The organism is Streptomyces sp. NPDC087263, assembly GCF_044744645.1.
In the GTDB taxonomy this organism is placed as follows: domain Bacteria; phylum Actinomycetota; class Actinomycetes; order Streptomycetales; family Streptomycetaceae; genus Streptomyces.
In genome coordinates, this window is record NZ_JBIUYT010000018.1 from 51912 (window position 1) to 65376 (window position 13465).

General features: G+C 69.2%; 9 protein-coding genes. 4 read left to right on the forward strand and 5 right to left on the reverse strand.

Annotated elements, in window-relative coordinates; all coding sequences use genetic code 11:
* Window positions 1-52 precede the first annotated feature (52 nt).
* Window positions 53-2155: a glycogen debranching N-terminal domain-containing protein gene (locus tag ACIPC1_RS38725; protein WP_402526084.1), complete on the forward strand. Its 2103-nt coding sequence runs from the start codon at window positions 53-55 to the stop codon at window positions 2153-2155.
* Here the strand turns inward: ACIPC1_RS38725 and ACIPC1_RS38730 are convergent.
* Window positions 2071-3420, reverse strand: coding sequence for a glycosyltransferase family 4 protein (locus ACIPC1_RS38730; protein WP_402526086.1), 1350 nt, complete (start codon window positions 3418-3420; stop codon window positions 2071-2073). The genes ACIPC1_RS38725 and ACIPC1_RS38730 overlap by 85 nt on opposite strands.
* A gap of 271 nt (window positions 3421-3691) precedes the next feature.
* Here ACIPC1_RS38730 and ACIPC1_RS38735 point away from each other — a divergent pair, with 271 nt between their 5' ends.
* Both ACIPC1_RS38735 and ACIPC1_RS38740 read left to right on the forward strand, forming a co-directional pair.
* Window positions 3692-6295: a hypothetical protein gene (locus tag ACIPC1_RS38735; RefSeq protein WP_402526088.1), complete on the forward strand. Its 2604-nt coding sequence runs from the start codon at window positions 3692-3694 to the stop codon at window positions 6293-6295.
* A gap of 168 nt (window positions 6296-6463) precedes the next feature.
* The gene (locus tag ACIPC1_RS38740) at window positions 6464-7471 is read left to right on the forward strand and encodes a heme A synthase (protein WP_402526091.1); all 1008 of its coding nucleotides are present in this window, start codon (window positions 6464-6466) and stop codon (window positions 7469-7471) included.
* Here ACIPC1_RS38740 and ACIPC1_RS38745 read toward each other — a convergent pair.
* The 4 genes from ACIPC1_RS38745 to ACIPC1_RS38760 form a co-directional block, all read right to left on the reverse strand.
* Window positions 7458-8234, reverse strand: coding sequence for a nucleotidyltransferase domain-containing protein (locus ACIPC1_RS38745; RefSeq protein WP_402526093.1), 777 nt, complete (start codon window positions 8232-8234; stop codon window positions 7458-7460). The two genes, ACIPC1_RS38740 and ACIPC1_RS38745, sit on opposite strands and share 14 nt — an antisense overlap.
* Before the next feature lie 20 nt (window positions 8235-8254).
* Window positions 8255-9361 carry an amidohydrolase family protein gene (locus ACIPC1_RS38750; RefSeq protein ID WP_402526096.1) on the reverse strand — a complete coding sequence of 369 codons (1107 nt, stop codon included), beginning with the start codon at window positions 9359-9361 and terminating at the stop codon, window positions 8255-8257.
* Between the two features lie 225 nt (window positions 9362-9586).
* A complete protein-coding gene (locus ACIPC1_RS38755) occupies window positions 9587-9943 on the reverse strand; it encodes a hypothetical protein (protein WP_384389905.1) in 357 nt (118 codons plus the stop codon).
* Window positions 9944-10035: 92 nt separating this feature from the next.
* On the reverse strand, window positions 10036-10989 hold the full coding sequence (locus ACIPC1_RS38760) for a heme o synthase (RefSeq protein WP_402526154.1): 954 nt from the start codon (window positions 10987-10989) through the stop codon (window positions 10036-10038).
* A 378-nt stretch (window positions 10990-11367) separates the two neighbouring features.
* Here ACIPC1_RS38760 and tkt point away from each other — a divergent pair, with 378 nt between their 5' ends.
* Window positions 11368-13455, forward strand: coding sequence for a transketolase (gene tkt, locus ACIPC1_RS38765; RefSeq protein WP_402526099.1), 2088 nt, complete (start codon window positions 11368-11370; stop codon window positions 13453-13455).
* Window positions 13456-13465 lie beyond the last annotated feature (10 nt).

Here is a 13465-nt window from a genome sequence, read left to right on the forward strand (position 1 = left end):
GTCCTGACGCCTCGCGGGAGTGACGTTCGTACGGAGTGGGAAGAGACGCTCCGTGTTCGAGTCCTTGGGTCCTTCGAGTCAGCGTGCTCTACAACCGCTGCTGCACGACGTCGTCTTCTGTGTCGCCGCCCCGGCCTTCGCCGCATCGTCGCGTGACGGGCAGCTGAGAGGCATACGGGCGGAGGGCTTCTACGACCATGACCGCCGACTGCTGCACACCCTGTGCCTGCTCCTGGACGAGCGCGAACCCGAACCCATAGGTGTCCAGCCCCTCGGCCCGCACCAGGTGAGGTTCACCGCGGTCCACCGCTACCCACGGGACCGGACCGACGACCCGACGCTGATCGTCGAGCGCATCCGGATCGCCGGTAGCGGCGAGACCATTTCCCTGCGCAACATAGGCACCGCCGAACGCCGATTACACGTACAGCTGGCCGCCGCGTCGGACCTCGCGGACATCGCCGACGTCAAGCGCGGACACAGCCGCCCGGATCTGCACTGCGTGGCGACCCGGGCCTCTCTCGCCTGGCGCTCCCCCAGCGGCCGTGCCCGGATCAGCGTCACGTCCGGCCCCAAGCCCGAGACCTCCGGGGGCCCCGAAGGGGGAACCATGACCTGGCCCCTGGTGGTACTGCGACCAGGAGAGAGCTGGCAGGTCGAACTCGCCGTCACCGGCCGCGCGGTGCCGACGCCTCCGGGACACCCCGTGGCCCCCACCGCTCCCGCTCCCTGGAACGACCCGGTGATCACCGGCGACCGGCGGCTGATGGGGCTGGTCAGGCGTGGGCTCGGTGATCTCCGTGCGCTGCGCCTCGCCGACCCTCAGCGCACCGCCGGCACCGGAACCGAGGACCAGTTCATCGCCGCCGGCTGCCCGTGGTACCTCACGCTCTTCGGCCGGGACTCGATCTGGTCGGCGCGGATGATGCTGCCGCTGGGGACGGACCTGGCCCGCGGCACCCTCTGGACGTTGGCACGCAGGCAGGGGCAAGTTCATGACCACCACCGCGAGGAAGCACCCGGAAGGATCCTGCACGAACTGCGTCCGGCGGAGGCCCAGCACGGCCACGGGCTGTTCCTGCCCGCGTACTACTACGGATCGGTGGACGCCACACCGCTGTTCGTGACGCTGCTGGTCGAAGCCTGGCACTGGGGTCTGTCCGACGATGACGTGAACGCCCTGCTGCCCCACGCCGAGCGCGCCATGGACTGGGTCGTGAAGTCCAGCGGCCGTGACGAGGACGGTCTGCTGCGCTACTACCCGCGCGCCGGCGGGCTGCGCCACCAGTCGTGGAAGGACAGCGACGACGCGGTGCGCGACGCCGAGGGCCGGCACATCGAACCGCCGCTGGCTCTCTGTGAAGTACAGGGATACGCGTACGAGGCGGCCGTGGGGCTCGCCTCGCTGCTGAACAGCCGTGGCCAACGCGAGGCCGCCCATGGCCTGCTCGTCTGGGCGGAATCCCTGCGGAAACGCTTCGCCGACTCCTTCTGGATACCCACACGACAGGGCCCCGCGTCACGTTATGTGGCCATCGCCGTGGGACACGGACTCACCCCGGTGAGCGGCCCGGCGTCGAACATGGGCCAACTGTTGTCGACCGGCATCCTCGATCCCGAGGGCTGCGGCGATGTCGCCGCCTGGCTGGCGGACGACGAGCTCAACTCCGGCTGGGGGCTGCGCAGCCGCTCGGCGGCCGTGCCCGGTTTCAACCCGCTGAGCTATCACGGGGGTTCGGTATGGACCCACGACACCGCGATCGCCATACAGGGGCTGTGCGCGACCGGCCGCCACGAGGAGGCCAGCCGGCTGGTGGACGGCCTGCTGGACGCCGCCACCTACTTCTCGTACCGCATGCCCGAGCTGTACGCGGGCGACGCCCGCACCGAAGACTCCCCCGCGCCGCTCGCCTACCCGGCCGCCTGCCGCCCGCAGGGCTGGTCGGCGGCCTCTGGGGTGGCGGTGCTGTCCGCCCTGCTCGGCCTGAAACCCGACACCACCAGCCGAACGCTGCACGTGCGCCCGGTACCGCACTGGCCGATGACGGTAAGTGGCCTGGTCCTCGCGGGTCAGCGCCTGACCGTGGAAGTGGACAGGGAGGGCGCGGCGAGGGTGTCGGGACTGCCGGAGGGATGGCGGGTGTCGCACTCGTAGGGGTCGGGGTCCGGCTCCAGGAGGTTCCGGTACTCGGCGAGCATCGGTTCGACGTAGGCCCTCCCCAGGTCGAAGCGGTCACGGACGTGCTCGCGGGCCATGCATCCGACCTCTCTGGCCAGCGAGGGTTCGGTGAGCAGGGGCCACACCTCGTCGGCGAAGCGGGACGCCAGCTTCTCCTCGCCCTTTTCGAGGGCGACCAGCGTGCTGCCGCCCTCACCCAGCCCTCCCACACCGGTGGCTACCACGGGACGGCCCGCGCACATCGCCTCCAGAGGGGCGAGACCCATGGGCTCCTTGAAACGCGAGGGGTACACCACGACGGTGGCCTCCTCGTACAGCTTCCGCATGTCCTCGATACCGGCCGGCCTGAACTCGACGTCCTGCCCCGGTCCTTCCGTCAGCCCACACGCCTCGACCAGTTTGGACAACTCGCCGCGGAACTGACCGCGCTCACCGTGGAAGTCGACCGTGTCGAAAGGGTCCGTGAGGACCAGCCGGGGACGCAACGAGGCCGGCTTTCCCGTGCACCCCCTCGCACGCTCGACGAGATCCTTCAGCATCAGGATCGCCACTGTGGCGCCCTTGTTGGGGATGAGCCGGGCCGGCAGCAGAACGACCGGATAGGGGCCGGGCTCGTCCTCGACCTCCGGAATGTGCTTGTACAGGCGCGTATCCACGCCCAGATAGGTGCGCTTCACCTCCGGACGGGCGTGCTTCGTCCCCTTTCCCAGCACCTCGGAGCACTCACTGACGAGGAAGTCCGACACCGCGTGATGGACGTCCCAGACGGCGCAGTCCCTTGCGATCCGCTCATCCGCGTCGGTGCGCCAAATGCTGTGGTACGTGTGCAGCAGTACGAGGTTAAGTTCGCTCTGAAGAGCCTTCAGAGCGCGTGCGGGGGCGCTGGAGAAGTGGTGCAGGTTGTGGCCGTGGACCAGCCTGATGGGGTTCCCGGACGCAGTGAGCTCGTCGTGGAACCACTCGCGCAGCTCCTTGAGAGTCTGTTCGTTGTCCTCATACCCGGCCGACAGATCGAGCCTCTCGTTCCGGATCACTCTTACGCCGTCACACGGCTGATGGGCGCCGACCGATCCGGTGAACACGGTGACCCGATGACCCAGGCCCGCCAACGCCTTGGAGTAATCCCAGAGATGGGTCTCGACTCCACCGACGACGGGTGGAAACGACCAGTGGACCAGCCCGATGTGCAGCTTCTGCCCGCTGCCGGCTTCCTCATCGGGTCGTGTGTGCTGCTGGTCCACCGCGCCTCCGCGAGTCGTAGATGCCCGAAACGCAGAATCAACGACTAGTACAGGATGAGGACACTGATAGACGCGGCTTGGTTCCGTGCGGTTGCCTGGTTGCCTGTGTCACCGGCGAGGACAATGGACTGTAGTACACGCGCGGCGACCGGGGGGCACGATGGCGATACGGGCGATACGTCGGGCATTAAGCGACCGCAACCGCTCACCCGCAGTCCGGCGTCGCCTCAACACCGCTCTCAGTTCCCTGACCGGGGCAGGAGCGGTTTTTTTGTCCGTGCTCGCACAGGACACCCACGGCACGCCCCTCATCTTCCTGGCCTCAAGTGCCGGTGCGCTGGGAGGTATTTCGGCGATTTCCGGATACTTCTCCGTACATCGCAACCGCCCCGGCCACTCCGCCATTGGCAGCGCGGACATAGACACGATGTACGTACCTCCGCCCAATCTCCCCACGCTTTCCCGCTACTTCACCGGTCGTACCGACGAACTCACGGCGGTCTCGAAGGCGTTGAGGCCAAGGGAGCGCAACAGCGGAATGCAGGTCTGCGTGGTGCACGGGCGGGCCGGGCTGGGCAAGACCCAGCTGGCCGCCGCTTACGCCGACGGCCGCCTGCGACAGCACCGCTCACTGGTCTGGTGGCTGCACGCCTCCAGTTACGAACGGCTCATGGGCGAGTTGCTGGAGCTCGCCGCGTGTCTGGGCATACCGGAGCACAACTCCAAGAGCGTGATGCTCAACCGGCTCTGGGGACGGCTGCGCGACACCCCCGGCTGGGTCCTGGTCTACGACGACGCGCAGGACGACAGTCTGGGCCCGCTGAACGAACAGATGAACGACGTGCGACCATCCCTCCTGCCCAGGATGGGACACGGGGAAGTACTCATCACCACGCAGCGGCGCGAGGGCTGGGAGAACCTCCCCGCCCACTCGGTCGAGCGGATCGCGCTGCCCGACCTGAACGCGACGGACGGTCTCGCCCTCCTGATCAAACGGATCGGCGCCGAGGACGACGAGAGGGCGCTGGTCGAACTGGGCGCCCAACTGCACTGGCTGCCCCTCGCCCTGGACCAGGCGGGGGCGTACATCGCGGATGCCGAGATCTCCGTGAAGGAGTACCTGCGCCGCCTCCCGGGCCATCCGACCAGCAGCGCCGCCGCCACCTTCCGGCTCTCGATCGAGCGGATCGTGTCCGCCGAGCCGGTCGCCGAGGACCTCATGCGGCTGTGCTCCTTCCTCGCGTCGGAGGACGTACGGCGGGACATGCTGCTGCGCCATCCCCTGGTGATCCCCTCACCCCTGCGGGAAGTGATGGAGGACCAGGCCGCCTTCAACCGCGTGGTCCGGCGACTGTCCAACCACTCGCTGCTCAGCCGTAGCGGGGACAGCCGGGTCGCCAGCGTCATCTACGGCATGCATCCGCAGGTCCAGTTCTTCGTCCGTGAGGGCATGGACACCCAGGCCAGGCTGCTGTGGTCGCAGTCCGCGGTCCAGCTGCTGGAAGCCGCGTTCCCGGTGGCGCCGGAGCTGCTGGACGAACGTGCCGCCTGTGAGACGTTGATGCCCCATGTCGAGGCGGTGTCGGCCGAGTTGGTGTGGGGGGCCGACACGGACGACCAGGAGTACGGGGCGGCCCGCGACCCCAAGGCCCTGGCCAGGCTGCTGCACCGCGTCGGCATCTATCAGGAGCACCGCTGCGACTGGGTGCACGCCCTGGAGTACTTCGAGAAGGAGGCGGCACTCCGCGAAACCCACCCCGGCGACGCCCTGGGGCTCGCCACCGCGCAGCTCGCGGTGGCCCGCCAGCACTATCTGCTGGCGCATCTCGACGACGCCGAGGCACAGTGCCGCCTGGCGCTGGACCAGTGTCTGCGGCGGCCGGACGATCCCGCTTTCCTCCCGTTGCAGGCACAGTGCCTCAGGCAGCTCGGCGGCATTCTGCGCGAGGACACTCAGTTCTCCGGGGCCCTGGAAGCCGTGGAACAGGCGATCGGCATCTACGAGTGCCACGGCGCCGAGTGGGAGGGGCTCGACTGGGCCATCGCCGAGCAGGAGGTCGGCATGATCCACAGGAACGCCGGCCAGCTCGCCGAGGCGCTCAACTGCTACGAGCGAGCCACCAGGAAGATCCCGCGCCGGGGCAGTGAGGAATCCCGGGAGCATCTGGTCTTCCGCGCCATGCTCCGGCGTGACACGGGGATCGTGGCGCAGGACCGCGGTGATCTGGAGACCGCCGAGCGGGAACTGTCCGAAGCGTTCTCGGCCTTTCGTGCGAACCGCGGCCCCGACGATTTCGAGACGTCCCAGGTGGCCAAGTTCCTTGCGGATGTACGCCGCCGCCAGGGCCAGGAACTCCGTGCCCGCGCCCGGAACACCTACAACCCGTTGCTGTGGCGGCACCTGCGCCGGGCCTCGCACGCACGCCTGCGGGAAGCCGCCGAGCTGCTGGCCCCTGTCGTCGAGCTGCACCGCAAGCGTCGCGAGGCGGAGGACCACAAATACGCCGCCTGTCTCAACAAGCTGGGCTCCCTTCAGCACGCGCAGGGCCGGACGGCGCAGGCCCTGCGAACGCTGCGCGAGGCCGAAGCCATCTACGTCGCAAGGTACGGACGGGGACACCACTACCGCGCCAAGACGCTGTCGCGACTCGGCCCCGTACTGCTCAGCGCCGGGGACCGACCGGGCGCGGAGGACACGCTGCGCGAAGCCGAGCGCATCATCCGCGGCCGGCTGGGAGACGTCCATCCCTCACTCAGCGCCGTGTACGAGCGGCTCGCCCTGTGCACCACCGACGCGCAGCAGGCCGCGGACTTCCGTACCCGTGCACAGCGCATCAAGGAAGCGATCGGAGACGGAACGACCACTCGGACATAGCGCACAGGGCGCGAGGTGGGAGAACCGTTGGGATCCCCCAGGAGCAGTTGGTGTTCCCCTGGAGCAGTTGGTATTCCCCTGGAGCAGCTGTCCGGCCCGAGAGCCGAGCACGCGATCTGTCCGGACATGCCCACCCCGCGTGAATTCATGCACAAGCTCGGGCCTAGCATGGAGTCCGTGCCCAACCTGACCCGAGCCGACGCCCTTCGTGCGGCGCGCAACCCGCTCGCCTTCATCGCCGAACGCTGGACTCCGTCCGCCCGGACGGTGCGGCGTGCGGCTCTCGCCGCGCTCGTCATGTCGGTGGTGATCGTGGTCACCGGCGGTGCCGTACGGCTGACCGGCTCCGGGCTTGGCTGCCCGACCTGGCCCAAGTGCACCGACGACTCGCTCACCACGACGAGCGCGATGGGCGTCCACGGCGTCATCGAGTTCACCAACCGCATGCTGACGTACGTGCTGTGTGCGGCGGTCGGCTGGGCGATCATCGCGGCGCGCTCGCAGAAGCCGTACCGACGGGGCCTGACCCGGCTGGGCTGGACACAGTTCTGGGTCGTCATGAGCAACGCGGTGCTCGGCGGCATCGTCGTACTGGTCGGCCTCAACCCGTATACAGTCGCGGCCCACTTCCTCCTCTCCACCGCGCTCATCGCCGTCGCCACCCTGATGTGGCACCGCACCCACGAGGGCGACGGCGCACCGCGCCCCCTGGTGGGCAAGCCGGTGCAGCAGATGGTGTGGGTGCTGGTCGCCGCGACCGTCCTGCTGATCGCCCTCGGCACGGTCGTCACTGGCGCGGGCCCGCACGCCGGCGACTCCAGCGAGGTCGAACGCATCCCGCTGGACTGGGAGAACGTCACCAAGGTGCACTCGGTCCTGGCGTGGATCGTCGTGACGCTGACCTTCGCCCTGTGGTTCGTCCTCAAGGCGGTCGACGCTCCCAAGGGCCCCCTGGACCGCACCCGCGACCTGTTCCTCATCCTCCTCGGACAGGGCGTCATCGGTTACGTCCAGTACTTCACCGACCTCCCCGAAGCCCTGGTCGGCCTCCACATGTTCGGCTCCTGCCTGGTGTGGATCGGCGTCCTGCGGGTCCTGCTGTCGCTGCGCGAACGGCCCGAGAACCTGGCGGAAGTGCCGGGCCCCGCCACGGAATCGACGCTCACGCGCGCGTGAACCCCTCGTACGCGGCGACCAATCCGTCGATCGCGGGGCCCAGGTAACCCCTGGTGAGCTCCGCCCGGCGGGCCGGCCACTCGTCGATGTGCGGCGCCGGATCCCCGTATCGCCGTCGCCTGATGTCCTCGACCACGTCGAGGGGCGCGCCGAGTTCCGGCAGCAGGTCCAGGGCTTCCCTCTTGGAGATCAGCCGGCCCTCCCGCAGGGTGACGGTCGCCCTGGCGAAGGTGACCGACCCGAGGTCGACCCACACGTCCTGCGTCCAGAGCCGTGCCTTGTCCACCGCGGGCCGCCAGAACTCCTTCTGGTCCCGTACGACGAAGGCGTTGAGCTCCCGGTCCTGGACTGTCGGCAGCAGGTCCTCGGGCGGCTTGCCGTGCAGGACGAGGCCGAAGGCGTGCAGTTCGCGGCGGGTGACGGGGGTGACCGGCCGTTTCATCAGCCGGTCCTGTGCCCAGGTGACGTACGACTGCTCGACGTCGGCCGGGTTGTCGAGAGTCAGATAGCTGCAGTGCAGCTTCACGGCGAGCGGCTCCTCGGCACGCAGCCGCCGGTGCAGCCGGACCAACTCCCGCGCGGTGCCCAGCGAAACAGGGTCCTCCAGGACGGCGATCAGGTCGAGATCACTGCGCCCCTCCTGGTAGTCGCCCCCGGCGAGCGAACCATGCGCCCATACGGCGACGGGGGCGAGGGCGCGCAGCTCGGTGAGGAAACGGTCCAGCAGACGGGCCGTGGCGGCGTCGGCGTCGGTCTCAGTCATGGGATCAGAGTCTGGTGCTCTCACTCCACCCCGTACACCCGCCGTGCGTTCCCCGCCGCGATGAGGCCCGCCACCCGTTGCGCGTCCGCCAGCGACCAGGCGCCCTCGGCGACCCAGGTGCCGAGCACCCGGGCGAGGGCCTCACGGAACAACCGTGCCCCGACCACATGGAGTTCGGGCAGCCCGTGCGCGCCGCTGGAGAAGAGGAGCTTGCCGAAGGGCGCCAGTTCCAGGATCTCCGAGAACACGGCCGCGGCCCGCGCCCCGGTACGCACCAGCGCGGCGCCCAGATCGGCGTACACATGCGGGAAGACCCCGGCCAGGTGCGCCGCGTGCCGGTGGTAGGGGTAGCCGTGCAGGAGGACGAGGTCGGTGCCGAGTCCGGCCGTGGCGCGGGCGAAGTCGGTGAGCAGGACGGGGTCGGTGCGGTCGATGCGCAGGCCCGGTTCGCCGAGTCCGGCATGGAGCTGGAGCGGCAGCCCTGAGGCGACCGCGATCCACAGCAGGTGCCTGAGCAGCACCGGGTCGCTGAGCGCCCCGCCCACCGGGCGCCGCGCGAGCCAGCGCCCCGCCGCACCCCGTACCTCTCCCGGCCCGGGCGGCTCGGGCGCGAGCGCCAGACCGTACCGTACGCCCGCCACGGAGGTGAAGGCCACGGCGTTCGCGGCGGCGCCGTGGACGGACTCGGCGAGATTGGCGAGAAAGGACTCGACCGTGCCGGAGGTGTCCGCGACCTGTTCCGCCAGCAGCTCGAGGCGGACGATCTCGTGTGCGTCGGCCGCGCCGGTGGAGGCCATCTCGCCCGGCCCGGTCAGGTCGCCCGGCAGCCCGGTGTCCACGAGATACGTCGTGATGCCGCTCCCCCGCAGCAGCCGGCGCCCCGACTCCAGAACGCCGAGTTCGCGGCGCCGGGCGAGATACCGGGCCGGCGGACAGTGCGGCTCCAGACCCAGCAGGGGCGGACACCAGCGGCGTACCGCGAACCCGGTCTGGGTGTCGAAGAAGGTGGTGCCCGGGGCGGGCGGCCCTTCGGTCCTGGCGAGGTGGGCCTCGAAGGTGCCGAGGCCCAGCTCCGTTCTCAGTACGCCATGGCAGTACTGGTCCACCAGGGACGGCGTTTCGATCATCCGGACTCCCCGTGACTGGACCGTGCTTCCTCAGGTCCTAACGGGTCAACCGGGCGTCAGGTGTTGCTTGCACACACCCCGTGCGAAGACGCTCCGCTGTTTCTGCCGTTGGGGCGTGCCTGTGGTGTGGAAACCGCGGGCCGCCCGTGGCGGCCGCGCCCCCGCGGCGGAGCCGCACATCCATACAGCCCCGCGCCCTTGGCGGGGCGCTGCCTGAGGCCTGGGTCAACCGTTGCTCGGAGCTCCCAGCTGGATCCCCGCCATCCGCTTCCACTCGTACGGTCCCGTCTTCACCTTGGCCGCGAACTCGCCGTCGAACTCCTCATGAACAGTGATCCCGGCCTGCTTCACGGCCAGCTCGGCGATCGCGTACGTGGGGGCCACGACGTCGCCCCAGCCGCCGTCCGCACCGACCAGCACGATCCGGGCGCCGCGCTGCCCGATGTACTCCACATGGCCCTCGGCCCCGCCGTGCTGCTTGGCGAAGGCGGAGATCTGCTTGGCGAACCTGGCCGCCTTGCGCTCGGCCTTGGCGTCCTGGGCGGCGCCGGTGCTCTCGTCAACCTGCTGGGTGTCTGCCATGGCCAGGATGCTACCGACGGGTAGATCAAACGGCGACGGGCGGGGTGCGTGGCCTTGACCACGCACCCCGCCCGTCGAGGGCCTCGGAAAGCTCAGCGGAGGAAGGGATCCACCGCGACCGCCACGAACAGCAGTGATACGTAGGTGATGGACCAGTGGAACAGCCGCATCTCCTTGAGCTTGCCGCCCGCCTCCTCGTGCTTGGCGCGATGCTGCAGCGCGTGCGCCTCCCACAGCCACCAGCCGCCGGCCACCAGGGCGACCGCCGTGTAGAACCAGCCGGTGTAGCCGAGCGGGGTGAGCAGCAGCGAGACGGCGACCATCACCCAGCTGTAGAGGACGATCTGGCGGGCGACCACCTTGTTCGAGGCGACGACCGGCAGCATCGGCACGCCCACGCGCGCGTAGTCGGCGCGCACCTTCATCGACAGCGGCCAGTAGTGCGGCGGCGTCCAGAAGAACATGACCAGGAAGAGGACGACCGGGGCCCAGGACATCGAGTCGGTCACCGCCGACCAGCCGATGAGGACGGGCATGCAGCCGGCGATACCGCCCCAGACGATGTTCTGCGACGTACGGCGCTTGAGGATCATCGTGTAGACGACGACGTAGAAGAGGAGTGCGCCGAGGGAGAGCCAGGCCGAGAGCCAGTTGACCGTCAGGCCGAACAGGAGTGTGGAGACCGCGGCGAGCGAGAGACCGAAGACGAGGCATTCGCGCGGGCTGACCATGCCGGTGACCAGGGGCCGCTGCGAGGTCCGGTCCATCAGTGCGTCGATGTCACGGTCGATGTACATGTTGAGTGCGTTGGCGCCGCCCGCCGAGAGGTAGCCGCCGAGGCAGGTGAGGAGCACCAGCTTCAGGTCGGGCACCCCCTGCTGGGCCAGGAACATCACCGGGACGGTGGTGATCAGCAGTAGCTCGATGATCCGTGGCTTCGTAAGCGCCACAAACGCCATGACACGGGCCCCGAACGGCCGGTGGCTTGGGCTGTTGCTCGTCCCGAGCACCCCCGGTGGACGGGATTCGACGGCCGTCACGTACACCCCTGACAGAGACATCCCAGCGAGCCCCGGGTGTGAACTCCCCGTAAAGGCTCGCGCGTACCACGCCACTGTAGACGTTGCCCATACCCCGACATTCGCGGGGGTGGGGTCGTGTTGGAAGGCGTCGCACCAGGGACGCGGCGACGCACTCGCGACGGGCGGCACGAGGCTCGATTGAGCACTCGGACGAGCGGCTCCGTATTCACTTGCCGAATGAGGAATGGACCGGTCGGGAGGCGGATTCCGGCGACTCCCGGCAGTCTGGAATGACTCGAAAGAACGCACGTACCTACGGGGGTAGGCTCGACAACGGCCGGTGAGCGCACGCGCGCCGGTATTTCGACACGTGGAACATGTGGAGAGGAGCCCTGACCCAGGGTGAGCACCAAGCCGACCACCACAGACCTCGAGTGGACCGAGTTGGACCAGCGGGCGGTGGACACCGCCCGCGTCCTGGCCGCCGATGCCGTACAGAAGGTCGGTAACGGCCATCCCGGTACGGCGATGAGCCTGGCGCCTGTCGCGTACACCCTCTTCCAGAAGGTGCTGCGCCACGACCCGGCGGACCCCGACTGGACCGGACGCGACCGTTTCGTGCTGTCCGCGGGCCACTCGTCCCTGACCCTCTACACCCAGCTCTACCTGGCCGGTTTCGGCCTGGAGCTGGACGATCTGAAGGCCTTCAGGACGTGGGGCAGCAGGACTCCCGGCCACCCCGAGTACGGGCACACCCCCGGCGTGGAGACGACGACGGGCCCGCTGGGCCAGGGCGTCGCCAACGCGGTGGGCATGGCGATGGCCACCCGTTACGAGCGCGGCCTGTTCGATCCGGACGCCCCTCAGGGTGAATCCCCGTTCGACCACTTCATCTTCGCGATCGCCGGTGACGGCTGCCTCCAGGAGGGCATCTCCGCCGAGGCGTCCTCGATGGCAGGTCACCAGAAGCTCGGCAACCTGATCCTGCTGTGGGACGACAACCACATCTCGATCGAGGGCGACACGGAGACCGCGGTCTCCGAGGACACCGTCAAGCGCTTCGAGGCGTACGGCTGGCATGTGCAGCGCGTGGCCCCGAAGCCGGACGGCGACCTCGACCCGCACGCCATCTACAACGCGATCGAGGCCGCCAAGACGGTCACGGACAAGCCGTCGTTCATCGCGATGCGTTCGATCATCGCCTGGCCGGCCCCGAACGCGCAGAACACCGAGGCCGCGCACGGCTCGGCGCTCGGCGACGACGAGGTCGCGGCCACCAAGCGCGTCCTTGGCTTCGACCCGGAGAAGACCTTCGACGTCGCCGACGAGGTCCTCGCGCACACCCGGCAGGCCCTGGACCGTGGCCGCGAGGCCAAGGGCGAGTGGGAGAAGGGCTTCGCTGCCTGGCGTACGGCCAACCCCGAGCGTGCCGCCGAGTTCGACCGCATCGCCGCGGGTGAGCTGCCCGAGGGCTGGGAGTCGCACCTCCCGGTGTTCGAGACGGGCAAGGGTGTCGCCACCCGTGCCGCGTCCGGCAAGGTGTTGCAGGCTCTCGGCGCGGTGGTACCCGAGCTGTGGGGCGGCTCCGCCGACCTGGCCGGCTCGAACAACACCACCATCGACAAGACGAGTTCCTTCCTGCCGGCGGACAACCCGCTGCCGGAGGCGAACCCGTACGGCCGCACGATCCACTTCGGCATCCGCGAGCACTCGATGGCCGCCGAGATGAACGGCATCGCGCTGCACGGCAACACCCGTATCTACGGCGGCACCTTCCTGGTGTTCTCCGACTACATGCGCAACGCCGTCCGTCTCTCGGCCCTCATGCACGCGCCGGTGACGTACGTGTGGACGCACGACTCGATCGGCCTCGGCGAGGACGGTCCGACGCACCAGCCGGTCGAGCACCTGGCCTCGCTGCGTGCGATCCCCGGCCTGAACGTGGTCCGTCCCGCGGACGCCAACGAGACCGTGATCGCCTGGCGCGAGGTCCTCAAGCGCTACACCAAGGTGTTCGGCAAGGGCGCCCCGCACGGCCTCGCGCTGACCCGCCAGGGCGTACCGACGTACGAGCCCAACGAGGACGCCGCCAAGGGCGGCTACGTGCTCTTCGAGGCCGAGGGCGGTTCGCCCGAGGTCATCCTCATCGGCACCGGCTCCGAGGTGCACGTCGCCGTCGAGGCGCGTGAGCAGCTCCAGGCCGGGGGCGTCCCGACGCGGGTCGTGTCCATGCCGTGTGTGGAGTGGTTCGACGAGCAGGACCAGGGGTACCGGGACAGCGTTCTCCCGACTTCGGTGCGAGCGCGGGTCTCGGTCGAGGCCGGTATCGGTCTCACCTGGCACCGGTTCGTCGGAGACGCCGGACGCATTGTTTCGCTGGAGCACTTCGGTGCTTCCGCCGATGGCAAGGTGCTCTTCCGCGAATTCGGTTTCACTGCCGAGAACGTCGCATCCGCCGCCCGGGAATCGATCGCCGCAGCCCAGCGCTGACGCTGACATA

What these genes read in the sequence shown, in the direction of transcription:
- ACIPC1_RS38740 (WP_402526091.1), top strand. Translation starts at nt 6,464, where the DNA reads ATGGAGTCCGTGCCCAACCTGACCCGAGCCGACGCCCTTCGTGCGGCG.
- ACIPC1_RS38745 (WP_402526093.1), bottom strand. Translation starts at nt 8,234, where the DNA reads ATGACTGAGACCGACGCCGACGCCGCCACGGCCCGTCTGCTGGACCGT.
- ACIPC1_RS38750 (WP_402526096.1), bottom strand. Translation starts at nt 9,361, where the DNA reads ATGATCGAAACGCCGTCCCTGGTGGACCAGTACTGCCATGGCGTACTG.
- ACIPC1_RS38755 (WP_384389905.1), bottom strand. Translation starts at nt 9,943, where the DNA reads ATGGCAGACACCCAGCAGGTTGACGAGAGCACCGGCGCCGCCCAGGAC.